General features: G+C 65.3%; 20 protein-coding genes and 1 pseudogene. 11 read left to right on the plus strand and 10 right to left on the minus strand.

Annotated elements, in window-relative coordinates; genetic code table 11:
• Positions 1–68 precede the first annotated feature (68 nt).
• Positions 69–977, minus strand: a complete 909-nt coding sequence (locus IPQ13_00235) for a thiamine pyrophosphate-dependent dehydrogenase E1 component subunit alpha (protein MBL0209336.1) — start codon at positions 975–977, stop codon at positions 69–71.
• A 17-nt stretch (positions 978–994) separates the two neighbouring features.
• On the opposite strand from IPQ13_00235, the gene IPQ13_00240 reads away from it, so the two are divergent.
• Together IPQ13_00240 and IPQ13_00245 are read left to right on the plus strand one after the other, a co-directional pair.
• Positions 995–1,477, plus strand: a complete 483-nt coding sequence (locus IPQ13_00240) for a GNAT family N-acetyltransferase (GenBank protein ID MBL0209337.1) — start codon at positions 995–997, stop codon at positions 1,475–1,477.
• Positions 1,474–2,871: an HD domain-containing protein gene (locus tag IPQ13_00245; GenBank protein MBL0209338.1), complete on the plus strand. Its 1,398-nt coding sequence runs from the start codon at positions 1,474–1,476 to the stop codon at positions 2,869–2,871. The genes IPQ13_00240 and IPQ13_00245 overlap by 4 nt, the downstream gene beginning before the upstream one ends.
• Positions 2,872–2,896: 25 nt before the next feature.
• On the opposite strand, the gene IPQ13_00250 is transcribed toward IPQ13_00245, so the two are convergent.
• Genes IPQ13_00250 through IPQ13_00260 form a run of 3 tightly spaced genes read right to left on the minus strand, consistent with a single transcriptional unit; the run spans position 2,897 to position 5,444 of the window.
• Positions 2,897–3,340, minus strand: a complete 444-nt coding sequence (locus tag IPQ13_00250; protein ID MBL0209339.1) for a hypothetical protein — start codon at positions 3,338–3,340, stop codon at positions 2,897–2,899.
• A gap of 53 nt (positions 3,341–3,393) precedes the next feature.
• Positions 3,394–3,882: a 2-C-methyl-D-erythritol 2,4-cyclodiphosphate synthase gene (locus tag IPQ13_00255; protein MBL0209340.1), complete on the minus strand. Its 489-nt coding sequence runs from the start codon at positions 3,880–3,882 to the stop codon at positions 3,394–3,396.
• Entirely contained in the window at positions 3,879–5,444 is a 1,566-nt protein-coding gene (locus tag IPQ13_00260) for an FHA domain-containing protein (protein MBL0209341.1), read from the minus strand. The genes IPQ13_00255 and IPQ13_00260 overlap by 4 nt, the downstream gene beginning before the upstream one ends.
• A 120-nt stretch (positions 5,445–5,564) precedes the next feature.
• Here IPQ13_00260 and ruvB point away from each other — a divergent pair, with 120 nt between their 5' ends.
• Positions 5,565–6,581: a Holliday junction branch migration DNA helicase RuvB gene (gene ruvB / locus IPQ13_00265; GenBank protein ID MBL0209342.1), complete on the plus strand. Its 1,017-nt coding sequence runs from the start codon at positions 5,565–5,567 to the stop codon at positions 6,579–6,581.
• 235 nt (positions 6,582–6,816) lie between these two features.
• Here ruvB and IPQ13_00270 read toward each other — a convergent pair whose 3' ends face one another.
• A complete protein-coding gene (locus IPQ13_00270) occupies positions 6,817–7,224 on the minus strand; it encodes an arginine repressor (protein MBL0209343.1) in 408 nt (135 codons plus the stop codon).
• Between the two features lie 191 nt (positions 7,225–7,415).
• Here IPQ13_00270 and IPQ13_00275 point away from each other — a divergent pair, with 191 nt between their 5' ends.
• The 8 genes and pseudogenes from IPQ13_00275 to argC all read left to right on the plus strand — a co-directional run bounded on the left by IPQ13_00275 (position 7,416) and on the right by argC (position 16,488).
• Positions 7,416–8,567, plus strand: a complete 1,152-nt coding sequence (locus IPQ13_00275) for an aspartate aminotransferase family protein (protein MBL0209344.1) — start codon at positions 7,416–7,418, stop codon at positions 8,565–8,567.
• On the plus strand, positions 8,564–9,553 hold the full coding sequence (locus IPQ13_00280) for an N-acetylornithine carbamoyltransferase (GenBank protein ID MBL0209345.1): 990 nt from the start codon (positions 8,564–8,566) through the stop codon (positions 9,551–9,553). The genes IPQ13_00275 and IPQ13_00280 overlap by 4 nt, the downstream gene beginning before the upstream one ends.
• A gap of 250 nt (positions 9,554–9,803) precedes the next feature.
• Positions 9,804–10,744 (plus strand): annotated as a pseudogene (gene argB, locus IPQ13_00285) (acetylglutamate kinase).
• On the plus strand, positions 10,741–11,829 hold the full coding sequence (locus tag IPQ13_00290; protein MBL0209346.1) for a M20/M25/M40 family metallo-hydrolase: 1,089 nt from the start codon (positions 10,741–10,743) through the stop codon (positions 11,827–11,829). The pseudogene argB and the gene IPQ13_00290 overlap by 4 nt, the downstream one beginning before the upstream one ends.
• Positions 11,819–13,201, plus strand: coding sequence for an argininosuccinate lyase (argH, locus tag IPQ13_00295; GenBank protein ID MBL0209347.1), 1,383 nt, complete (start codon positions 11,819–11,821; stop codon positions 13,199–13,201). Before IPQ13_00290 ends, argH begins: the two co-directional genes overlap by 11 nt.
• The gene (gene argG, locus IPQ13_00300; protein MBL0209348.1) at positions 13,194–14,387 is read left to right on the plus strand and encodes an argininosuccinate synthase; all 1,194 of its coding nucleotides are present in this window, start codon (positions 13,194–13,196) and stop codon (positions 14,385–14,387) included. The genes argH and argG overlap by 8 nt, the downstream gene beginning before the upstream one ends.
• A complete protein-coding gene (locus tag IPQ13_00305; protein ID MBL0209349.1) occupies positions 14,384–15,439 on the plus strand; it encodes a hypothetical protein in 1,056 nt (351 codons plus the stop codon). The genes argG and IPQ13_00305 overlap by 4 nt, the downstream gene beginning before the upstream one ends.
• Positions 15,436–16,488 (plus strand): N-acetyl-gamma-glutamyl-phosphate reductase, encoded by a 1,053-nt coding sequence (argC, locus tag IPQ13_00310; GenBank protein MBL0209350.1) that lies wholly within the window; start codon positions 15,436–15,438, stop codon positions 16,486–16,488. Before IPQ13_00305 ends, argC begins: the two co-directional genes overlap by 4 nt.
• Here the strand turns inward: argC and IPQ13_00315 are convergent.
• The 5 genes from IPQ13_00315 to IPQ13_00335 all read right to left on the minus strand — a co-directional run bounded on the left by IPQ13_00315 (position 16,485) and on the right by IPQ13_00335 (position 21,898).
• On the minus strand, positions 16,485–17,060 hold the full coding sequence (locus IPQ13_00315; protein ID MBL0209351.1) for a polymer-forming cytoskeletal protein: 576 nt from the start codon (positions 17,058–17,060) through the stop codon (positions 16,485–16,487). The genes argC and IPQ13_00315 overlap by 4 nt on opposite strands.
• Before the next feature lie 47 nt (positions 17,061–17,107).
• Entirely contained in the window at positions 17,108–18,115 is a 1,008-nt protein-coding gene (locus IPQ13_00320) for a M23 family metallopeptidase (protein MBL0209352.1), read from the minus strand.
• A 61-nt stretch (positions 18,116–18,176) separates the two neighbouring features.
• Positions 18,177–19,064: a UbiA family prenyltransferase gene (locus IPQ13_00325; protein ID MBL0209353.1), complete on the minus strand. Its 888-nt coding sequence runs from the start codon at positions 19,062–19,064 to the stop codon at positions 18,177–18,179.
• Positions 19,065–19,253: 189 nt separating this feature from the next.
• Positions 19,254–21,740 carry a heavy metal translocating P-type ATPase gene (locus IPQ13_00330; GenBank protein ID MBL0209354.1) on the minus strand — a complete coding sequence of 829 codons (2,487 nt, stop codon included), beginning with the start codon at positions 21,738–21,740 and terminating at the stop codon, positions 19,254–19,256.
• A complete protein-coding gene (locus IPQ13_00335; GenBank protein MBL0209355.1) occupies positions 21,737–21,898 on the minus strand; it encodes a hypothetical protein in 162 nt (53 codons plus the stop codon). Before IPQ13_00335 ends, IPQ13_00330 begins: the two co-directional genes overlap by 4 nt.
• Positions 21,899–21,900 lie beyond the last annotated feature (2 nt).

The raw sequence follows: 21,900 nt of genomic DNA on the forward strand, positions 1-21,900 counted from the left end.
ATGGCTCTGGGTACGGGGGAAGGCCGCAGGCGTTTAAAGCGGTTTTGGGGTCTGGTCAGGCGAGGCTTTCAAGCCCCTGCTTTTTCCGCGCACAGGGCTTCCTCGGCCTGGCGTTCGACCGTTCCTTCGAGGTGCCCCGGGTATTCCGGCCCGGGGAGCCAACCCTGGCCTCTAAGCCAGGCTTCGAGGTGGGCGACGGGGTCTTTCCTGGACCAGGTCTCAAGCAGGCCCGGGTCCACGTAGCGCTGGTCGTCGTGTTCCGCATGGCCCTTCATGCGGAAGGTTTCGCATACCAGGAACACGGGGCCGCCGCCATCCAGGCAGATCTGCCGCGCCCGCTTGGAGGATTCCAGCACCTCCAAGGAATTGTTTCCATCCACCACCATCGTGCTGGCGCCCTGGGACCGTTCGCGCATGTGCCCCTTCATCTGCTTGTCGGGGGACGTGGAATAGGCGAACCCGTTCAATTCGCCGACCACGATGAGGGGGAGTTTCTGGACCACGGCGAAATTCAGGCCTTCGGAAAAGGCGCCGGTGGAGGATCCGCCATCCCCGATCCAGGTCATGGCGACCCTGGGTTCCTGCTTCTGCTGAAAACTGAGCGCGACGCCCGCCATGACAGGAATGAGCGCGCCGAGCATGGAGGTCGGGGCGATGATGCCCCGGGCCACGCTGCCGAAATGATTGTTGTGCTCCCGGCCGCCGCTGGGTCCTACGGCCCGCCCCAGGTATTGAAGGAAAATCTCCTTGGGGGTCACACCGCGGGCCAGCATGGAACCCAGGTTCCGGATCATGGGGCCGATGACATCCTGCGGACCCAAGGCCAGCGCCGTGGCGCAGGCGGTGGCTTCCTGGCCCAGGCTGCGGTAGACGCTGCCCATGGTATGGCCCTGGCGGAAGAGCTTGACCAGCCGCTCTTCGACCAGCCGCGTGAGCAGCATCGTTTCGTACAGGTGCAAGGCCGTGGATCGGTCCATATGGGTAGCATAGAACCATGCTCAAGCTCCGGCCCGCCATCCCAGAAGATGCTCCCCTGATCCTCCAGTACATCCGCGAGTTGGCGGAATACGAGCGGGATCCCCAAGCCGCCATTGCCACCGAAGCGGACATCCTGCGCCATGCCTTTTCAGACAATCCGCTCATCCATGTGGTGCTGGCCGAGTGGGAAGGCCAGCCCGCGGGTTTCGCGCTCTACTTTTTCAATTTCAGCACCTGGCAGGGGAAGCCGGGGCTGTACCTGGAGGATCTTTTCGTCCGGCCGCCTTTCCGCGGCTTCGGCATCGGCAAGGCCCTGCTCAAGCATTTGGCGCGCATCGCCGTGGACCACGGCTGCACCCGCTACGTGTGGCAAGTCCTGGACTGGAATGAACCGAGCATCAGGTTCTATGAAGCCATGGGCGCCCGGCTGATGAAGGATTGGATCACCTGCCGGGTGGATGGCGAAGCCTTGAGGCGGATGGCCGAAGGCGCCCCGTGAAGGAAGGCCCGGGTCCCATCCGGCAGGCGCTCGCCCGCGTGTCCGAGGCTCTGGCGCCAGGGGCGCAAGTGGTGGTGGTGGGCGGCTGGGTCCGCGATCACTTGTTGGGGCGCGAGGCCGGGGATATGGATCTGGCCACGGCGCTGATGCCGGAAGACGTGATGCGGCGCGCCAGGGCGGCTGGGCTGAAAGCCTTGCCCACCGGGCTCCAGCACGGCACGGTGACGGTTCTAGCGGATGGCCATGGATTCGAGATCACGACCTTTCGCGGCGATGGGGACTACCGCGACGGGCGCCACCCCGAATCCGTGCACCTGGGCGTGAGCCTCCAGGAGGACCTGGCCCGCCGCGATTTCACGATCAATGCCATGGCGTTGCCCGTGGAATCCCTGGAGGGGGCTGAAGCAACCGAGCGGGTCATCGACCCCTTCGGCGGGAAAAGCGATCTCGAGGAACGCCTGATCAGGGCGGTGGGCGATCCATTGAAACGCTTCGCCGAGGATGGCCTCCGCCCCTTGCGGGCCTGCCGCTTCGCCTCGCAACTGGGTTTCGGGATCGAGAAAGCCACGCTGTCCGCGATTCCGAAGCGGTTGGATGTGTCAGCCAAAGTGTCCGTGGAGCGGGTTTTCGTGGAATGGACCAAACTGCTCTGCGGGCTTGAACCCAAGCGCGGGCTGCAACTCCTGGCCGATTCGGGGCTGTTGGACCTCTGGTTGCCCGAGTTGAGGCCCATGCTCGGCTGCGCCCAGAACCGCCACCATCGATTTCCGGTCTGGGAACATACGCTGGAAACCGTCGCCTTCGCTCCTCCGGAACCTGCGTTGCGCTGGGCGGCGCTCCTGCACGATGTGGGCAAGCCGCCCACGCGGACCGAGGATGGCGGCAGCGGCGTGCACTTCTATGGCCACGAGGCGCTTTCGCTGGAAATCGCTTCCATCATTTTCGCGCGCTTGAAAGTCGGCCACGCCTTCACCCGGGAGGTCCTGGCCCTGGTGCGCCACCATGGAACCCACCCCACGGCCGAATGGAGCGATGCGGCCTGCCGACGCTTTCTCGGCAAGCTATCGGAAGATGGGCTGCCGTTGGAACAATGGGGCCGCTTTCGAATCGCCGACCAGTTGGCGAAGGGATTCGGCGAGGACCTCAACCGCCTTGAACACCAAAAAGTGATGGAGCGCCTCGGGCGGCTCGCCGAGGCCAGGCCTCCCTTGAGCGCCTCCGCCTTGGCCTTGGACGGCAAGGCCCTCATGGCTCTTGCCGGGAGGCGCGGCGGACCCTGGGTGGGCCTGCTTCAAAAACACCTGCTGGAGGCGGTGATCGAGGATCCCGATCGGAACACGCCCGAGGAACTCCGGCGTCGCGCCCTGGCATGGCTGGCGGATTCTGGACGCTAGCCGCTGTCGCGTCTTCCAGGCCAGCCTACTCGTTCTTCCGGGGCGCCAGGGTGCCGGGCAGCAGATCCAGATGGGGCAGGGCGATCGTCGGATCCTCGGTAGCCTGGAGGGAAATCAAGCGCCATTGCCCTTTGTGCAGCAGGAAATCGAACACGAAGAACACAGCGCCCTGGTCGAAGCCGGCCATCATCCAGTGGCGTTGCCAAGTGGCGGCGAGGTAGGGGAGATTCACGGATTCCCAATGCCCTACGCTTCGGGGACCTGGGATCAAGGCATCCAGCTTCGCCTTGAGTCTTCCATCCACATCCACCCAGATTCCATCCCGGGTCCACTCCTTGAGGGCCGTCTCCCAACTGCCTGTGCTCAGGGTCTTGAATCCTGTCTGGATTCTCTCCTGAGCGGGCTGGGCCGCAAGGGGCAGCGCAGCTGCCGCGAGGAGGGAAGCAAGGACGTGCGGGGGACGGAGCATGGGGACCTCTCCAAGAACTGTCGACAGCGCGCGGGAGGTTCCTGGGCCGAACCCTATCCCAAGCGTTGGAGGAGCGCCACGGCCTGGGCCGCCAGGCCTTCGCCGCGTCCGGTGAATCCCAGCCTTTCGGTGGTGGTGGCTTTCACGTTCAAGGCTTCGGCGCCGATGCCCAGGATGGGCGCGATCCGTTCCCGCATGGCCTGGCGGTAGGGGCCGATTCTGGGCCTTTCGCCGATGAGGCAGACATCCGCGTTTTCCACCCGCCACCCGCGGTTCCGCAGCTCGTCCATGACGCGCTCCAGCAGTCGCGCAGAATCCGAATCCTTGAATGCCGCATCGGTATCCGGAAAGTGCTGGCCGATGTCCCCGAGTCCCGCGGCGCCCAACAGCGCATCCATGAGCGCGTGGAGCATGACATCCGCATCGCTGTGCCCTTCGAGGCCGCGGTCGAAGGGCACCTGGATTCCCATGAGCATCAGGGGGCGCCCGGCTCCTGGATCCGCGAAGCGATGGACATCGAATCCAGAACCGACCCTGATCAAATGCTCCTCACGCTGCCGGGGCTCGGCGTGGGGGGATTGGTCCTGCGCAGGGAGCGGTTCTGGCCGGTGCTCGAAAGGCCGCCGGTGTTCTCCTTGGCGTTGACATGGTCGGGGATGGTCAGGATCACCACCGTCCCCTCGCCTTCCTCGCTTCTCACCTCGATGGACCCGCCGTGCTCTTCGATGATCTTCTTGACCGTGGCCATGCCGAGGCCCGTGCCCATCTTCTTCCCGTAGCTGAAGAACGGCTCGAAAATCCTGCGCTGGATTTTGCGGGGGATGCCTTTGCCGTTGTCCGTCACGCGGATCTGCACGCCTCCGGTCACCCGCTCCCAGGTCAAGGACACCTTGCCCTCGCCGGCCTTCTCCGCCACCGCGTCCATGGCGTTGGCTAGCAGGTTCTCGATGACCCGCGCGAAGCGTGCTGGATCCAGGTTCGCGGCGCAGGGAGCTTCGTCGCAGGTCAGTTGCACACCCAGGTCCCCGGCGTGGGGCCGGATGGCGTCCACCATGTTGGTGAGGAAGGGCGTGAGGTCGACCTTCTGGCGCCGGGGTTCCCTGACCTTCGCATAGTCCAGCACATCCATGCTCATTTCGCCCAGGCGCTGGACCGCTTCGAGGATCTTGGACACATGGTGCTTGGATTTCTCGTCGGGGTTCAGGACCTCGAGCAGCTCCGCATGGCCCCGGACCACGAACAGGGCGTTCTTGAAATCATGCACGATGCTGCTGGCCACCTGGCCCACGGTGGCGAGCACCTGGTTGCGCAGGTTGTCCTCGGAAAGCCGCGCCCGTTCGATGGCGATGGCGCAGAGGGAGACGATGGCCTCGAAAATCGGCCGGTCCACGGGTTCTGTGATGATGCGCTTGGAGTCCAGGTAGGCCACGCCGATGCGCTTCCCCTTGAGGGTGAGGGGCAGGCAGAGAATGGTCTTGAGCTGCAGATCCAGGATCGACTGCTGGCTCATGAGCTTTTCATTGTCCGAGACGTTGTGGATCCAGATGGGCTCGCCCCGCTCGAACACCGAATGCACGCTCGACATGGACAGTTGGATGCTGCGCTCCAGCTCCTTGCCCAGGCCGCGCTGCACCTTGGCCTCGAGTTCGCCGCCCTCCAGCAGCATGATGAAGCCCCGGTCCGTGCCGGAAATCGAGAGCAGCCGCTCCAGGGACTGGTCCAGGATGTCGTCCAGCTCGGCGTCTTCGGCCAGCAGTTGCGCGGTCTGCAGGATGGCCTGCATGTTCACTTCGGTGGCGGCCTGGGTTTCGGATTTGAGGGTGATGAAGTAGGCGCCGTCCGCCAGCCGGACGGTGTCGCCGGCCTTCCAGGGGACGCGGGTGATGGGCTTGTCGTCCATGAAGCTGCCGTGCGAGGACTTCAGGTCCTCGATCCACCACTGGCCCTCTTCCATTTCGATGCGGAGATGGGCGCGGCTGATCATGCTGTCCGTGAGCACGATGTCGCAGTGGTTCTGCCGCCCGAGTGTCACCGCCCGGTTCAGCAGCAGCGTCCGCTCGAACCCGTGGCGGTCCCTGAGAAGCATCTGGTGGCGCTGGGGCAAGTAAGCTCCGTGGACAAACCTTGTGAAGACAAAGGTATCCTTTCAGGAGCCCAGCACAAGCAAAGGCTTCGGCGGCGGATCATGTTGAAATGAATCTTCCAAGCTTCTTCCAGGATTGACGTGGATCATCAGCGACATCCCGATTTGGACGCTTTCCAACCCGAGGAAGGCGAATATTCCCTCAGGCCCAGGCGCCTGGGGGAATACATCGGCCAGGAAAAGATTAAGGCGAGGCTCGAAATCGCCCTCCAGGCGGCCCAGCTCCGCGGCGAAGTGCTGGATCACGTGCTGCTGTTCGGCCCGCCGGGGCTCGGCAAGACGACCCTCGCCCATGTGCTGGCCAACGAGATGAGCGTCTCCTGCAAAGTGATTCAGGCCCCGGCCCTGGAAAAAAAGGGCGACTTGGCCGCGATCCTGACGAACCTGGAGGAAGGCGAATTCCTGTTCATCGATGAGATCCACCGGCTGCCGGCGGCCATCGAGGAACTGCTGTATTCGGCCATGGAGGACCGGAAGCTGGACATCCTCATCGGCCAGGGGCCTTCGGCGCAGACGCTGAAGGTGGATCTCCGCCCCTTCACGCTGGTGGGCGCGACCACGCGCGCCGGGCTCATCTCCAAGCCCCTCCACGACCGCTTCGGCATGGTGCACCGGCTGGACTACTACAGCCGGACGGAACTGACGGTCATCGCGGACCGCAGCGCGAAGGTCCTGAAGATCGAGCTGGCCGCCGAAGGCGGCGTGGCCATCGCCCGGCGTTCCAGAGGTACGCCGCGCATCTGCAACCGCCTGCTGCGCCGGTGCCGGGACTATGCCGAAGTGAAGGGGCAGGGCATCATTACCTCCGACATCGCGGATGCCTGCCTCAAGCTGCACGAAGTGGACGACCTGGGCCTGGACGGCCTGGACCGCGACTACCTCGAAGCCCTCTGCGGCAAGTTCAAGGGCGGTCCGGTGGGTGTGCGCACGTTGGCCGCCGCATTGGGTGAAGGCGATGGCGGCGCGTTGGAAGATCTGGTGGAGCCCTACCTCATGCAGATCGGCTTCCTAGACCGCACCCAGCAGGGCCGGCGGGCCACGGAGGCGGCCTACTCCTACCTGGGCATCAAACCCAGCCCGGGACCGCTGTTCGGATGAGGGGCGCTTCTACCGAGTTCCGTTCAATCGAAAAGCAAAAAAAGGACTCACCACCAAGGCACAAAGGGCACAAAGGGCACAAAGGGACTCGTCATGAGCGAGCTTCGCGGATGAAATTCAGGGCCCCGGCGGGCCCGCTTAGGTGAATCGCGCGCGGGCTGGCGTAATCAGCCAAGTGGAGCTTGCGCTGTGTGGTGTCTTGGCGGTGAATCTTCTTGTTGTATGGAACCTCGGATTAACTTAGTGCCGAGGCCACCGCCGCCTTGACGGACGAGAGAAACCGCTGGCCCTGCACGGCGATGAAGATGGTGTCGTCGCCGGCGATGGTGCCCGCCAGCCCCGGGATCTGCAGGGTGTCCAGCTTGATGGCCAGCGCGTTGGCGAAGCCCGGCTCCGTCCGCAGGACCAGCAGGTTCGGCGGCGCTTCGCTGATGATGAAGGTCGGCAGGGTCGCATGGGCCGGTTCGACCCGGCGGTAGCGGCCTTCGACCTTCAGCACGTTCAGCTTCTTCAAGTGCCTGGACAGCGTGGGCTGGGTCAGGTCATGGCCCAGTTTCAGCAGCATGGCCCGGAGCGCGTCCTGGTCCGACAGGGCGTGCTTCTCGATGATGTGGAGGATGATTTCGTCCAGGGTCCGGCTCATGGCAGAAGTATGCAGCTTCATACGTGAATATTCAAGACGCCGGAGGCGGCCTGCAGGATTCGAGGTTGGCGGAAATATTGATGATCGCGCTGGAGATAAAATTTAGTGTTGACCGGCGCATCATGAAAATGTGCATAATATGCATTCAATGACCGGAATGGTCCGGTTCATGCGGATCTATGCGGCCACACGTGCATACAGTTGCCATTCCAGCCTTGCTTCCCACCTACGCGACCTATCCCTTCCCCATCATGAATGGCCGCGGGGACAGGGTCTTCGATGACGACGGCCTCGATTATTGGGACTTCTACGGAGGCCACTGCGTATGCGCCACAGGGCACAGCCATCCCACGGTGGTGGACGCCATTTCGGCCCAGGCCGGGGAGCTGATCTTCTACTCCACCGCCGCGCGGATCCCGCTGCGGGACCAGGCGGCGCGCGCGCTGGTGGCCTTCGCGGACGGGCCGGCCTCGGTATTCTTCTGCAACTCCGGCGCCGAGGCCGTGGAAAACGCGCTGAAGATCGCGCTGAAACTGACGGGCCGCAAGGCCTTCCTGGCCTTCGAGGGTTCCTTCCATGGCAGAACGCTGCTGGCCCTGTCCGTGACGGACGACGCGAAGCTCCGGAAGGACTACGAGGATTTCCTGGTGCCCACCACCTTCCTTCCCTTCGGGGACCTGGCGGCGCTGGAAGCCGCGGATTTCAGCGCCTATGCCGCAGTGATCCTCGAACCCATCCAGAGCATGGCCGGGGTGAAGACCGCTGGCGCCGAGTGGTTCCAGGCCGTCCGGACCAAGTGCCGGGAAGCCGGCGCGCTCCTGATCTTCGATGAGGTGCAAACCGGTCTCGGCCGGCTGGGCAAGCCGTTCGCATCCCATGTGTACGAGGTGCGGCCGGACATCACCACCTGCGCGAAGGGCATCGCCAGCGGCCTGCCCATGGGCGCCCTTTTGCTGAGCGCCGAGGTGGCCTCCCGGCTGAAACCGGGGGACCTTGGCAGCACCTTCGGGGGCGGCCCGATCGCCTGCGCGGCGCTGCTCGCCACCCTGTCCGTGATCCATAGCGAAGGCTTGATGGCCAGGGCGGCGGAAGCCTCCCGGCTCATCCGGCAGGGCCTGGCCGGAACCGTGGTCACCGCCGTGCAGGGGGAGGGGCTGCTGCTGGGACTCCGGGCGGGCGGCCAGGCCGGGGCCCTGAAGCAGTTCCTGCAATCCCGGCGGATCCTCGTGGGCGGTTCCGGCGATCCGGAGGTCCTGCGGCTGATGCCCCCCTTGAACCTGAGCGATGAAGCCATCCAAGCGCTGCTGGACGCCGTCCAGGAATTTCCGGAAGGAAGGCCATGAACCATTTCACTTCGATCCAGGATCTCGGCCCCGCGGGAGTGGAGGCCATCCTGGCCAAGGCGGCCAGATGGAAGGGGCACCATCCCAAGCACCTCGTGGACAAATTGCTGGGGATGGTCTTCTTCAATCCCTCCTTGAGGACGCGGGCCTCCTTCGAGGCCGTCATGGCCCGGGGCGGCGGCAACGCCGTAGTGCTGGAGGTCGGCAACGGCGTCTGGAAGCTGGAGGACCGCCTGGGGGCCATCATGGACGGCGACCGCGCCGAGCACGTGAAGGAGGCCGTGCCCGTGCTGGCGCGGTACGTGGACGCCCTGGCGGTGCGGACCTTCGCCACCTGCGCCGATGATGATGCCGACCATTCGGACCCGGTCATGAATGCCTTCCGGCAGTATTCGACGGTGCCCGTCATCAGCATGGAGAGCGCCCGGGAGCATCCCTGCCAAGGCCTGGCGGATCTGCTGACAGTGAAGGAGGCCTTCGGGGCCACCCGGAAAGTGCCCGTGACGCTGACCTGGGCGCCCCACATCAAGCCCCTTCCGAAAGCCGTTCCCAATTCCTTCCTGCTCACGGCTGCCGCGGCGGGCTGCGAGATCCGCGTGGCCCATCCCAAGGGATTCGAACTGCATCCTTCGGTGCTGGCGGAAGCCAAGGCCTTCGCGGCCTACACTGGGGGGAGCGTCACCGTCACGAATGATCAGAACGGGGCGTTGAAAGGATCCAAGGCCGTCTACGCCAAAGCCTGGGGACCTTCCACCGCGTCGGGCCTGGGCGCTGAAGCCGCGGCATCCAATGCCGACTGGATGCTGACCCGCGGGCACATGGCCAAGGCCTCCCTGGAGGCCATCTTCCTGCACTGCCTCCCGGTGCGCCGCAATGTCGAAGTCTCCGACGGCGTGCTGGACCATTCCAGCAGCCGGGTGGTGGATGAGGCGGAGAACCGCTTCCACGTCCAGCGCGCGCTGCTGGATTGGCTGCTGAACAACTGAGCGTCGGGCCGAAAGTCGGAAAGCCAAACAAGTCGAAAAAGTCGAAAAAGTTAAAAAGTTAAAAAGTTAAAAAGTTAAAAAAATCTAGGAGCCAACACTCGCGCTGCTTTCATCTCCTCTTTTAGAAAATTTCAATCTCAACTTCTCAACTTCTCAACTTCTCAACTTTTTAACTTTTTAACTTTTTAACTTTTTAACTTTTGAACTTTTAAACTTTTGAACTTTTAAACTTTCACCTCCGGAGCCGACCATGTCCCACACGCCGAATCCCTACGCCACCCTTCGGTCCGCCGCCAAGTACGTGCGGCAGTTCCGCCAGAAGACCTTCGTCGTGAAGCTGGGCGGGGAACTGCTGGACCAGCCGGCCATCCGGAAAGCCGTGGCGGAGCAGTTGGCGCTGCTGTGGAGTTTTTCCATCCGCCTGGTGGTCGTCCATGGCGGCGGCTCCTCCCTGGACCAGCTCTGCGAAGCCATGGATCTGCCCATCGCCAAGGTCGGCGGCCGCCGCATCACCAGCCCTGCGGTGCTGGATGCGGCGAAGATGGCCTTCGCGGGCAAGCTGCACATGGATCTGCTGGCGGATCTCCGGGCCGCCGGCCTGCCCTGCGTGGGATTAAGCGGCGTCGATGCGGGTCTCGTCAGCGCCACCAGGCGGCCTCCGGTCCTGGTGCAGGCGGATGGCGCGGTGGAACCGGCCTCCGTGGACTTCGGCCTGGTGGGCGATATCCAGTCCGTGGATCCTTCGATCCTCACCCATCTTCTCGAGGGGGGATTCGTGCCGGTCATCGCGCCCCTCACCGGAGACGATGATGGCGCGGTGTTCAACACCAATGCCGATACCCTCGCGGCCGCCGTCGCGGCGGCGATCAACGCGGAAAAGCTGTTCTTCCTGCTGAAGGTGCCGGGGCTCCTGGCGGATGTCAAACGGCCATCCTCCCTGGTTCCGTTCGCGACCGTGGAAAAGCTTGCCCAGCTTGAGGAGAGCGGGGCCATCACGGCCGGGATGAGACCTAAGCTGGATGCCGCCAGGAAAGCCCTGGCGGGGGCGTGCCCAGCATCCACCTGGTGAGCGGCCTGGCCCCGGATGCGCTGTTGACGGAGGTCTTCACCAACGAAGGCAGCGGCACCATGATCGCGGGGGAGCACGGCCTGGCGCCTTCCTCGCACCAACCCAGCGAGGTTGGCGTATGACCCCGGCCCAGATCCTGGAAAGCCTCGTGTCGATCCCAAGCCCCTCGGGCCATGAAGGGGCCATCGCCGATTGCATCACCTCCCTGCTTGAAGCGAGCGGCTTCGCGGTAAAACGCTCCAACAACAACCTCTGGTTCGAGGTGGGCGGCGGCCTCCCCCGGCTGCTGGTGAATTCGCACCTCGACACGGTGCCCCCGAGCGCCGGCTGGGATTCGGAACCCTTCCATCCCACGTGGCAGGATGAGCGGCTCTACGGACTGGGTTCCAATGATGCCAAGGGCTGCGTGGCCGCCATGATCTGCGCGGCCCTGCAGCTTGCGGAAGCTCCGCCGTCCGACGGAACGGCCGTGTTCGCGTTCACGGCCGAGGAGGAGACCGGAGGCGAGGGCATCGCGACCATCCTGAAGGATCTCGGTCCCCTGGATGCGGCCCTGGTGGGCGAACCGACGAACCTCCAGGCCTGCGGCGCGCAGCGGGGGATGCTCCTCCTCAGATGCGTAGCCCATGGCCGCAGCGCCCACGTGGCCCATTCGAACCTCGCAGACAACGCCATCCATCGTGCCGCCCGGGACATCACGAAATTGGCGGCCATGAGCTTTCCCGGCCATCCCCTGCTGGGGGCGGCCAAGGCGCAGGTGACCCAGTTGGCCGGGGGCCTCACGCGGAACCAGGTGCCCGATTCCTGCGAGTTCTTCGTGGACCTGCGGACCACGCCGAACCAGGATCACCAGGCCCTGGCACAGGATCTGGCCTCCCAGCTCGAAAGCGAAGTCATCATCCATTCCGCGCGCTACCTGCCCAAGGCCACCGGGGCGGAGCAGCCCATTCTCAAGGCGGCCCTGAAAGCCAATGGCAACAAGGGTCCCGTGGGGTCCCACACCACCAGCGACTGGGCCTTCCTGGGAGACATTCCCACCGTGAAGATCGGCCCGGGCGACACCCACCGGAGCCACCAGCCCAATGAATACCTCACCCGTTCGGAGCTGGAGGCCGGGGTGGACTGCTACCTGAAACTCATCCACGCCTATTTCGAGGAAGTGGCCTCGGCCCGGCAGGACAACCCTGAGGCCTGCCATGCCCAGTGAGAAGACCGGCGGCCCACAGCTCTGGGCCAAGGGGCTGCCTCTGGACGAAGCCATCCACCGCTTCACCGTGGGCGATGATCCGGCCACGGACCTGGTCCTGGCTCCCTTCGACGCCATCGGATCGGCGGCCCATGCGCGGATGCTGGCATCCGCCGGGTTGCTGGCCGTCGAGGACGCCAAGGCCCTGGTGGCGGAACTGAAAGTGGTCCTGGATCTGGCCAGGGCCGGGGCCTTCACGATCTCAACGGAGCAGGAGGATTGCCACACGGCCATCGAGGCCCATCTCACCGAAACGCTCGGCGAAGCGGGGCGGCGCATCCACTTGGGGCGATCGCGGAACGACCAGGTGATCCTCGCCCTGCGGCTGTTCTACCGGCAGGCGCTCCTGGATATCGGTGAAGGAGTCGCGGAGCTGGCCCAGGCCTTCCTGGATTTCTCAGCCACCCATCAACAGGTCCCGATGCCCGGCTACACGCATCTCCGGCGGGCCATGCCCTCGAGCTTCGGCCTTTGGGGCGCCGCGTTCGCCGAAGGACTGCTGGAGGAACTGGAGGCGCTGAAGGCGCTCCTGGTCCGGTTGGACAAATGTCCCCTGGGCAGCGCCGCGGGCTTCGGCGCGCCGCTGCCCCTGGATCGCCCCTTGGTGGCGGAACTGCTGGGGTTCTCCGCCGTTCAACGCAGCGTGGTGGATGTCCAGAATTCCCGGGGCAGACATGAATTGGCCATCCTCCACTGGCTGAATTCCGCGGCTTTCGTCGTGGAAAAAGCCCTCTGGGACCTGACCCTCTATACCACGCAGGAATTCGGCTTCATGGCCCTTCCGGATGCCTTCACCACCGGGTCGAGCATCATGCCGCAGAAGCGGAATCCCGACGTGGTCGAACTGCTGCGCGGCCGGGTGGCCGAGCTGCGGGGACTGGCGCACCAGGTGGAGCAGATCGCCATCGGCCTGCCCTCGAACTACCACCGGGAGCTGCAGCTCTTGAAGAAGCCGATGTTTGCGGCGCTGGCCGGCGGAGCGGAGGCCTTCAATATCCTCGCCCAGGTGGTTTCGGGCCTCGCGGTGGACGCGGACAAAGCCGGAGCGGCCTGCTCGGACGATTTGTTCGCCGCGCAGCAGGCCTTCGGACTGGTGGCGCAGGGCCTCACGTTCCGGGATGCCTACCAGGCGGTGGGGAAGCAGATCCAGGAGGGCGCATTCAGCCCGGATCGCGGCGCGCGGACCGCCACGCATGTGGGTTCTTCCTCGGATCTCGGCCTCGGCCAGACCCAGGCGGAATTGGATGGCCAGCGGGCTTGGATCCAGCAGAAAAGAAGTTTTTTCGCCGCCAAGGAATCAGCTCTTTTCGCATCCGGAGACATGAATGGCTAACCAGGTCCTATTGGCATTTTCGGGCGGGCTGGACACCTCCTTTTGCGTGGTTCATCTGCGGGAGCAGGGTTGGTCGGTCAACACCGCGACGGTGGATACGGGCGGCTTCTCCGCCGAGGAGCTGGCCCGCATCGAGGCGGCCAGCGCGGCGCTGGGCGCCGTGTCGCACCGGACGGTGGATGCGCGGGCCGCGCTGTTCGATGGTTTCCTGCGCTACCTGATCTACGGAAATGTGCTGCGGGGCCAGGCCTACCCGCTTTCGGTTTCCGCGGAGCGGGTCTGCCAGGCCCAGGCGGTGGTGGCGGCCGGCAGGGAACTGGGCGTCGACGCCCTGGCCCACGGCTCCACCGGCGCGGGCAATGACCAGGTGCGCTTCGATGTGGCCTTCCGCAGCCTGGCGCCGGAGCTTTCCATCCTCACCCCCATCCGCGACCTGGCGCTGTCCCGGGCGGACGAAGTGGCTTTCCTCGCGTCCAAGGGCGTCGAAGTGCCAGCCAAGACCGCAACCTATTCCATCAATGAAGGCATGTGGGGCACGAGCATCGGCGGCGCGGAGACTCTGGATTCCTGGTCCTCCCTGCCCGAACCGGCCTTTCCGGGCGGCGCGGTTTCCGCGGAGCTATCCCCTATCGAAATCATGATCTCCTTCCAGCAGGGCGTGCCGGTTGCGCTCAACGGCGCGGCCCTGGAACCTGTGGCCCTGGTCATGGCCCTGAACCGGCTGGGCAGGACTTATGGCATCGGGCGGGGCGTGCACCTTGGGGACACGATCCTCGGCATCAAGGGCCGCGTGGGCTTCGAAGCCCCGGCGGCCCACCTGCTCATCGGCGCCCACCGGGAATTGGAGAAGCTCGTGCTGTCCGGGCAGCAGCTTTTCTGGAAGGAATCCATCGGCAACCTCTACGGCTCCATGCTCCACGAAGGAAAGTTCTTCGACCCGCTGGTGCGGGATCTGGAGGCGTTCCTGCTGTCCAGCCAGGCGAGGGTGAGCGGCGACGTGCGGTTGACCCTGCGCCCGCGCTGTTTTTCGGTGGACGGGGTGCGATCGCCGTTCGGCCTGATGAATCCGCACATAGCCAGCTACGGCGAGTCCAACCACCTGTGGAGCGGAGCCGAGGCAGCCGGTTTCGCGAAACTCTACGGGGTTCCCCAGATGCTCGCCTTAAAGGCTGGAGGTGCTCGATGAGGATCCATCTCGACAAAGTCGCGTCCGTGACCCGGAACCTCCGGTTGGACCGGATGGTGACGCTGACCGAATCCATCACGGCTGAATCAGGCACGGTCCTGGCGGGCCGGATCCTGGGCGACAAGAGCGTCTACAACCAGCTGGAGGATGTGTTCGGCCGCATGAGCATGCTGCAGAAAGGCGATCTCATCGTAGGGGCCCTGGGCCACCGCAACGCGCTCCACGGCTACGAGGGCGTATTGCCCACGGCCGTGAAGGCCGGGGACCGGCTCAACGTGCTGAACCTGGGCGGCGTGCTCGGCCATTGCGTTTCCCATAACCCGGATGTGGGGCCGCCCTTCGAGATCGAAGTGCTGGGACAGGTCCTGGTCTACCCGGAATTCCAGAAGCGGCAGGGCCATCCCGCCAAGATCCAGCAGGGCGCTTTGAAACGCGGCGGCCCGCTGCCGACCTGCCCCGTGGTGTTCGTGGCGGGCACCTGCATGAATTCAGGCAAGACCGCCGCTGCCTGCGCCCTGGTGCGGCGGTTCCGGGCCGCTGGGATGCGGGTGGGCGGGTTGAAGCTCACGGGCATCAGCTTGATGAAAGACATCCTCGGGTTGCGCGATTACGGCGCCGAGGTGGCGCTGGATTTCACGGATGCGGGCGTCGTGGCCACCAACGCGGAAAATTCCGCGGCGGCGGCCAAAGTGCTCTTTTCCGAAGCCGCGTCCCGGGGCGTGGATATCATCGTGGCCGAAACCGGGGACGGCATCATGGGCGAGTACGGCGTCCAGGCCATCCTAGCGGACCCTGAGTTGAGAGCCCTCGCCGCGGCCTTCGTGCTCTGCGCCAACGATCCGGTGGGCGTGGCCGGAGGCGTGGAATTCCTGAAGGAGACCTTCGGAATCTCCGTGGATCTTGTGGCGGGCCCCGCCACGGACAACCGCGTGGGGGTGCGGTTCGTGGAAGAGCAGTTGGGATTGCCGGCCCGGAACGCCCGCACCGATGCCCAGGGCCTCGGCGATTACATCCTGGACCTCATCGAGAGCCGGAAAGCGGGGCACGCGTGAAAATCCGCGCGGTCATCCTGGGCGCCGCGGGCTATGGCGGCGGCGAGCTGTTGCGCCTCCTCGGCGGCCATCCCAACGTGGCGTCCATCCTGGCGGTGTCCAAGTCCCATGTCGGCCAACCGTTCTGGAAGGCCCACCCGAACCTCCGGGGATTCGTGGATGGCGTCTATGAGGCGGACGTGGACTGGGCGGCCCTTTCCGAAGATGAAGCCATCGCCGTGTTCTCGGCGCAGCCGCACTTCGACCTGGCGCATCAGCTGGCCGGCCTGGAATCCGCCTGGAAGCTCGCGGGCATCGCGGACCGCGTCCGGCTTATCGATCTCAGCGGCGATTTCCGCCTAGAGGACGGGGCTGCCTTCTTAGCGGCCTACGGCAAGCCGCACCCCTGCGCCGATCGGCTTGGGAGCTTCGTCTACGGGCTTCCGGAATGGAAGGGCGGGGCGTTGCGGGGAGCCACCCGCATCGCCAATCCCGGCTGCTTCGCCACCGCTGTGCAATTGGCCCTGCTGCCCTTGGATGGTCTCGATCTGGGGTTCATCGCGGTGAGCGGCGTCACGGGTTCCAGCGGATCCGGCGCCCTGCCTTCGGAGACCGCCCACCACCCCACGCGGGCCCATGATTTCCGGGCCTACAAGGCCCTGGAACACCAGCATCAGGCTGAAATGGATGGACTGGCGCGAAGCCTGGGGATCGCCGGCCTGCTTTCCTTCGTGCCCCATTCCGCGCCGCTGGTGCGGGGCATCTTCGCCACGCTGCAATTCCGGCTCCCCGAAGGCCTGGATGAAACCGCGCTGCGGCGCCGCTTCCAGGGTTCCTACGGGGAGGCGCCCTTCATCCGGCTGGTGGAAGGATCCCCGCGCATCGCGTCCGTCGTGGGCACGAACCTCTGCGAGATCGGCCTTGCGGTGAAAGGCCGCAGCGCCGCCATCCTCGTCGCTTTGGACAACCTGATGAAGGGCATGGCGGGGCAGGCCGTCCAGAACCTCAATGCATCGTTGGGTCTACCCGAGAAGACCGGGCTTTGGATGCCCGGGCTGTTCCCCGGCTAGCTGCGCTCGTTCCCTTTGCCGTTGGCCCCTGCGCCCACCAGCAGGCCGGCTGCGTCCTCGCCTTTGTGTTCGATGCCGGTGTGGGCCGGAATGGTCACGTGCACCGGGGCATGGGCCGTGGAGCCATTCTTCCTGGTCTCGGCCTTGGCCTTGTCGGTCTTGATCTCCGGCTTGGCTTCTGGCTTGTCCTCTGGTTTTCGGGCCAGGTTTTCGGGTTTGTTCATGCCCCGGCGGGTGCAGGTGCCCTGGAGGGTTCCGCCCTCGTCCACCACCAGGCTGCCGACCTCCACGTCGCCTTCGACGCAGCCGGTGCCGTGGATCTCCAGGCACTCGAGGATCTTGAACACGCCCTTGGCCCGGCCCGTGGCGATCATGTGCTTGGCGTGGATGGTGCCGTTCACGATGCCTGAGGGCGCGATGGTGACTTCGCCTTCGCTGTGGATCGTGCCTTCCACGGTGCCCTCGATCCGCAGGGAATGCTCGCCGGTGTGGATTTCGCCCTTCCAGAGCGTGCCCTTGCCCAGCAGGCTATGGACGACGGGGGAGTGTTCTTTGTTTTTCTGGATGAACATGGGGGGCCTCTGGGGTAAGGGTCGGGTTCGGTCGCCGGAGGAAGCGCTCAGGGCTGACCACCCAGTGTAGACAACCATTCTCGCTGGAGCCGCAAATAGTGCGTGGGGTTCACAGGCTTGCCGCGGAGGCGGACTTCATAGTGCAGGTGGACCCCCGTGGCATGGCCGCTCTGGCCCATCTTCCCCAGGATATCGCCGCGATGCACCGTTTGTCCCGCCTGGACATCCCAGCGGGCCATGTGGCCGTACACCGTTTCCAGATCCTCGTTGTGCTTGATCACCACCGCGTAGCCGTAGCGGTCCATCCAGCCGGCGGTTGCCACGATGCCATCCGCCGTGGCCTGGATGGGGGTGCCTTCGGCGTTGGTGATATCGAGTCCTGAATGGAATCCGAACCCGCCCTCGGCTTCGTCCCTGCGGGCGAAGGGATTCAGCCGCACCCCGAACCCTGAGCTCAGGTAGCCGGCGGTGGGCGGGATGGAGGGCGTATGGATCCATGCGTCGACGATGGGGGCCATCTGCGCTTTGATGGCGAGGGCGGCGCTCTCGCTTTTTTCGATTTCCTGCTTCAGCCTGCTCACCCGGAGCGCCGTGGAGTCCTTGGCATCGGCATTGGACTGGGCGTTGGATTTCTCCGGCTGCCCCGGCATCGGGGGAATCCGCGGGCCGGGATTTTTAGGATCCAGCAGGTGAAGCAGCTCCTCGTGCTGGCGGCGCAGCGCGTTGATCTCCCCCTCGAGTCCCGTGGCCTGGTCCAGCGTGGTGCGGAGGCGGTTCTGCTGCTCTTGGGTTTCCTTGTGGAGCCGGTCGAAACTCATGATTTTCTTCGTGGCCCAGAAGCCATAGCCGGATCCGACCACGGCGATCGCCCAGATCCCCACAGCGCCTCCCGCCAGCCAGGACAGCACTTTCTTGGAGACGGACCACCGGAAGGTGTTGTGGCTGAAGACCAGCATCAGGGTGATGAAGCGGCTGGAGTCCGGTCGGCTGAGCCGGAGCGCTCTGCGGCCATTCTGCGCCACCATCTTGCCGGGCTTCGAAGCGGGGTTGGGCATAGCCTGTCTACCTTAGGGTGGAATCGGGGGATTGTCGAGGAAGGATAGCCGTCGGTTCTCTTCAGGCCACGCCACTGAATCTAACGAGCATCCATTCAATGAAATGGCCGCAGAACAGCACCAGGCCCACCAGGCTGTTCATGGTGAAAAAGGCCTGGTCGATGCGCTCCAGGTCCCCATCCCTCACCAGCCATTGCTCCCGGACCAAGATGCCTGCCACCACAAGCCAGGCGAGCCAGGGGAAGAGGTGGGCCCCCATCTCGCGGTTGAACATCCCCCAGAGCAGCAGGGCCGCGATGTGCAGCCAGCGCGAGAGCCAGAGGGACCAGGGCGTCCCCAGCTTGGCGGGGATGGAATGCAGCCCGCGGTCCTGATCGAATTCCTGGTCCTGGAGCGCGTAAAGAATATCGAATCCCGCGGTCCAGCAGAGCACTCCGCCGGCCAGCAGCCAGGCGGGCGTGTCGATGCGGTTGGTGATGGCGATCCAGGCGCCCAGCGGCGCGCCGGAGAGGGAAAGACCGAGGACCACATGGGCCATGGACGTGAACCGCTTGCAGAGCGAGTACCCGAGGATGATGGCCAGGGCGAGGGGGGAGAGCTTCCAACAGAGCGGCCCGAGCGCTCCCGCCGCCACGCCGAAGAGCAGGGTGCCCGACCCGAGCATCAGCCAGGCGGCCCACTTGGGCAACCGGCCCGCGGGTAGGGCGCGCATGGCCGTCCGGGGATTCTGGGCGTCCACATCCTCGTCCACCAGCCGGTTGAAGGTCATGGCCGCGGTTCGCGCGCCCACCATGGCAGCCATGATCCAGAGCAGGGTACGGAGGGGCGGCATGCCCTGGGCGGCAGTCAGGGCGGCCAGGAACGCGAAAGGCAGCGCGAACACCGTATGCTCGAACTTGATCATTTCGGATGATTCACGTAAGTAATTTAAATAATTATGCTTAATCATGACGCAATGGGACTCCGGCAGAGGCTTCCAGGCTCATGGTCCGGCCGAGGCAAAGCGCTCGATGGTCACGGGGAGGAAGGCCTCCATTCCAGTATCGCATCAGGCGCGGTGGCCGGGCTTCGCCCGGACACCACGCGGGGGACGCGGAGCGAGCGGGCGGTCCCCCTCGTCCATATCAGTTCCTGTTCGTTAGGTGGCCCCTCCTTGACCGTGAAGCTGGAAGGGGAGCGAGGGCCTGTGGACGGCGGACGTCGCGGGTGTCCGCAAGGCATGGTGGAAACGATTCAGGCGCAGGGAATTTCCGATCACCGAGAGGCTGGAGAACACCATGGCCGCTGCGGCCAGGATGGGGTTGAGCACCCCGGCGATGGCCAGGATGATTCCGGCGGTGTTGTAGAAGAAAGCCCAGAACAGGTTCTGGCGCACGATCCGCAAGGTGTGGGCCGCCAGGGCGAAGGTCTCGGGAATGCGCAGGAGCGAATCGCTCATGAGCACCACCGGGGCCGTCTGCCTCGCCAGGTCGGCGCCGGACCCCATGGCGATCCCGAGATCCGCGACCGCCAGGGCTGGCGCGTCGTTGATGCCGTCTCCGACCATGGCGACCACGGCGCCCCCCGCCTGGAGGCGCTGGATAGCCGCTGCCTTCTCGCCCGGGGGCACTCCGCCCACCCATTCATCCGCGCCGACGGCCCTGGCGATGCGCTCGGTGGTGGATTGCGCGTCGCCCGACAGGAGCACAACCCGGATGCCTCTGGCCCTGAGGGCCGAGATGACTCCCGTGGCCTCCTGCCGCGGGCTGTCGCCGAAGGCCATGGCGCCCGCGCAGCGGCCATCCACGGCCGCGAAGGCCACGGTCAGCCCGTCGGTCTGCCAGGCTCCTGCCCGGGTCAGCAGCTCCGCGGGTAGATCGATGCCGTCGGCCAGGAACATCGAGAGGTTGCCCACGGCGGTCCGGCGGCCGGCCACGCTTCCCGCGATGCCCATCCCTTCGCGGACCTGGATATCCGTGGCGTCCTGTAGCGCCAGGCCCTGGTCGCTGGCGTGCCGCACCAGGGCCCGGGCCACGGGATGCTCGGAGTAGGATTCCAGGCTCGCCAGGAGATCAAGATGTTCGGCCATCGACTCCCGGACCCGGAAGACGCCATCGGTGACAGTGCCGGTCTTGTCGAGCACGAGGACATCCACCTTGCGGAAGGTCTCCAGGACCCGCACATCCCGGATGAGGATTCCGTGGGCCGAGGCCGACCCGACGGCGGCGGTGGTGGCCAAGGGCGTGGCGATGCCGAGGGCGCAGGGACAGGCGATGACCAGCACCGCGATGGCACGGAGCATCGCCGTGGTCGGAGGCAGCCCAGCCAGGAGGCAGCCACCCAGGGCCGCGAGGGCGATGACGAGGACGGCGGGAATGAAGATCCTGGAAACCCTGTCCACCACCCGCTCCAGGGGGCTCCGCCCGGCGAGGGCGTTCTCGACGGACCGGATGATCTGGGCCAGCGTGGAATCCTCCCCGGCCCGGGTCACGCGGACCTCCAACACGCCGGCGGCATTCAGGCTCCCGCACACCACCTCGTCGCCGACCCCCTTGGACCGCAATTCCGATTCCCCCGTCAGGACCGATTCGTCGACCTTCGAGGCGCCCTCGATGACGATGCCGTCCGCCGGAAGCCGCTCGCCCGGTTTCACCAGGTACGCGGTTCCCACGTCGAGGGCATCGATGGAGACGAACCGCTCCCGGCCTTCGATCCGAAGCCTGGCCTTCCTCGGCAGCAGGCGGTGGAGCATCGTGAGGGCCTTGGCGCTGCGCTCCTTGGCCCCGCGCTCAAGCATTTTTCCCGTGAGCATCAAGGTGACGATGGCGCAGGCGGTATCGAAGTAGTAATGCTGCCCTCCGAGGAAGGCCTGCGCGCTGCTGTACGCGAAGGCGGCGAAGACACCTGTGGAAATGAGGGCCTCCATCCTCAGGAAACCATGGCGCAGGCCGAGCCAGGCGATGCGGTGGATGGGCCAGGCTGAATACAGGACCACCGGCAGCGTGAGGAGCATCAGGATGAACGGCACCGCGCGCCTGGCCCATTCGGCGATGCCTTCCCAGTAGCTGGCATAGATCACCAGGCTGAACAGCATCACGTTCATCCACAGGGCCCCGGCGACGCCCAGCCGCAAGAGCAGATCCTGCCATTCGCGGCGGTCGCCCTCCCGCTCGGCGCCGTGTTCCACCGCGCGGTAGCCCAGCGCGGCGACCTGCTCTGGGATGCGTCCGGGCAATAGGAATTGGGGGCAGTACTTCACCTTGAGCAGATCGGACGCGAACAGCACTTCCGCCGAGACGATGCCTCGCTCCTTCGCCAGCACATGCTCCACCACCCAGCCGCAGGAGGCGCACCACATGCCGGACAACTGGTAGAGCGCTTCCTTGGTTTCGGCGTCGGCAGGAATGGCCTGGCGCCCCTCCTCGCCATCGCCTCCGCCGAGCAGGCCCAGCTTCAGGCTCTGTTGGAAGATGTCCGTCTGGCGGATGTCCACGCCCGAGGCGAGGATCCCGCTTTCGAAAAGGATCCCATAGACGTTCAAACAGCCCGTGCAGCAGAACCGCTTTTCCACCGCATCGAAGGCCTGGGTCCGGGGGCGCTTGTCCGCGGGCGCGCCGCAGAGGTCGCAGGTCGCGGCCGGGTTCATGAGTGCTGGGCTTGTTTGGGCCTGCCCTGCTCGTCCAGCATCACGGGATCGGCCTGCCTGGAGCCGCGGTAGACATAGATCATGATGCCGATGAACAACAGGCTGATGAGCCCGAACAGCAGCGGGAAGAGGGCGGCTCCCTGTTTCTTGGTCGTCATTC

The organism is Holophagaceae bacterium, from assembly GCA_016720465.1.
Taxonomy (GTDB): Bacteria; Acidobacteriota; Holophagae; order Holophagales; family Holophagaceae; genus JANXPB01.

What these genes read in the sequence shown, in the direction of transcription:
- IPQ13_00235 (MBL0209336.1), bottom strand. Translation starts at nt 977, where the DNA reads ATGGACCGATCCACGGCCTTGCACCTGTACGAAACGATGCTGCTCACG.
- IPQ13_00240 (MBL0209337.1), top strand. Translation starts at nt 995, where the DNA reads ATGCTCAAGCTCCGGCCCGCCATCCCAGAAGATGCTCCCCTGATCCTC.
- IPQ13_00250 (MBL0209339.1), bottom strand. Translation starts at nt 3,340, where the DNA reads ATGCTCCGTCCCCCGCACGTCCTTGCTTCCCTCCTCGCGGCAGCTGCG.
- IPQ13_00270 (MBL0209343.1), bottom strand. Translation starts at nt 7,224, where the DNA reads ATGAGCCGGACCCTGGACGAAATCATCCTCCACATCATCGAGAAGCAC.
- IPQ13_00280 (MBL0209345.1), top strand. Translation starts at nt 8,564, where the DNA reads ATGAACCATTTCACTTCGATCCAGGATCTCGGCCCCGCGGGAGTGGAG.
- IPQ13_00290 (MBL0209346.1), top strand. Translation starts at nt 10,741, where the DNA reads ATGACCCCGGCCCAGATCCTGGAAAGCCTCGTGTCGATCCCAAGCCCC.
- argH (MBL0209347.1), top strand. Translation starts at nt 11,819, where the DNA reads ATGCCCAGTGAGAAGACCGGCGGCCCACAGCTCTGGGCCAAGGGGCTG.
- argG (MBL0209348.1), top strand. Translation starts at nt 13,194, where the DNA reads ATGGCTAACCAGGTCCTATTGGCATTTTCGGGCGGGCTGGACACCTCC.
- IPQ13_00305 (MBL0209349.1), top strand. Translation starts at nt 14,384, where the DNA reads ATGAGGATCCATCTCGACAAAGTCGCGTCCGTGACCCGGAACCTCCGG.
- IPQ13_00315 (MBL0209351.1), bottom strand. Translation starts at nt 17,060, where the DNA reads ATGTTCATCCAGAAAAACAAAGAACACTCCCCCGTCGTCCATAGCCTG.
- IPQ13_00320 (MBL0209352.1), bottom strand. Translation starts at nt 18,115, where the DNA reads ATGCCCAACCCCGCTTCGAAGCCCGGCAAGATGGTGGCGCAGAATGGC.
- IPQ13_00325 (MBL0209353.1), bottom strand. Translation starts at nt 19,064, where the DNA reads ATGATTAAGCATAATTATTTAAATTACTTACGTGAATCATCCGAAATG.
- IPQ13_00330 (MBL0209354.1), bottom strand. Translation starts at nt 21,740, where the DNA reads ATGAACCCGGCCGCGACCTGCGACCTCTGCGGCGCGCCCGCGGACAAG.
- IPQ13_00335 (MBL0209355.1), bottom strand. Translation starts at nt 21,898, where the DNA reads ATGACGACCAAGAAACAGGGAGCCGCCCTCTTCCCGCTGCTGTTCGGG.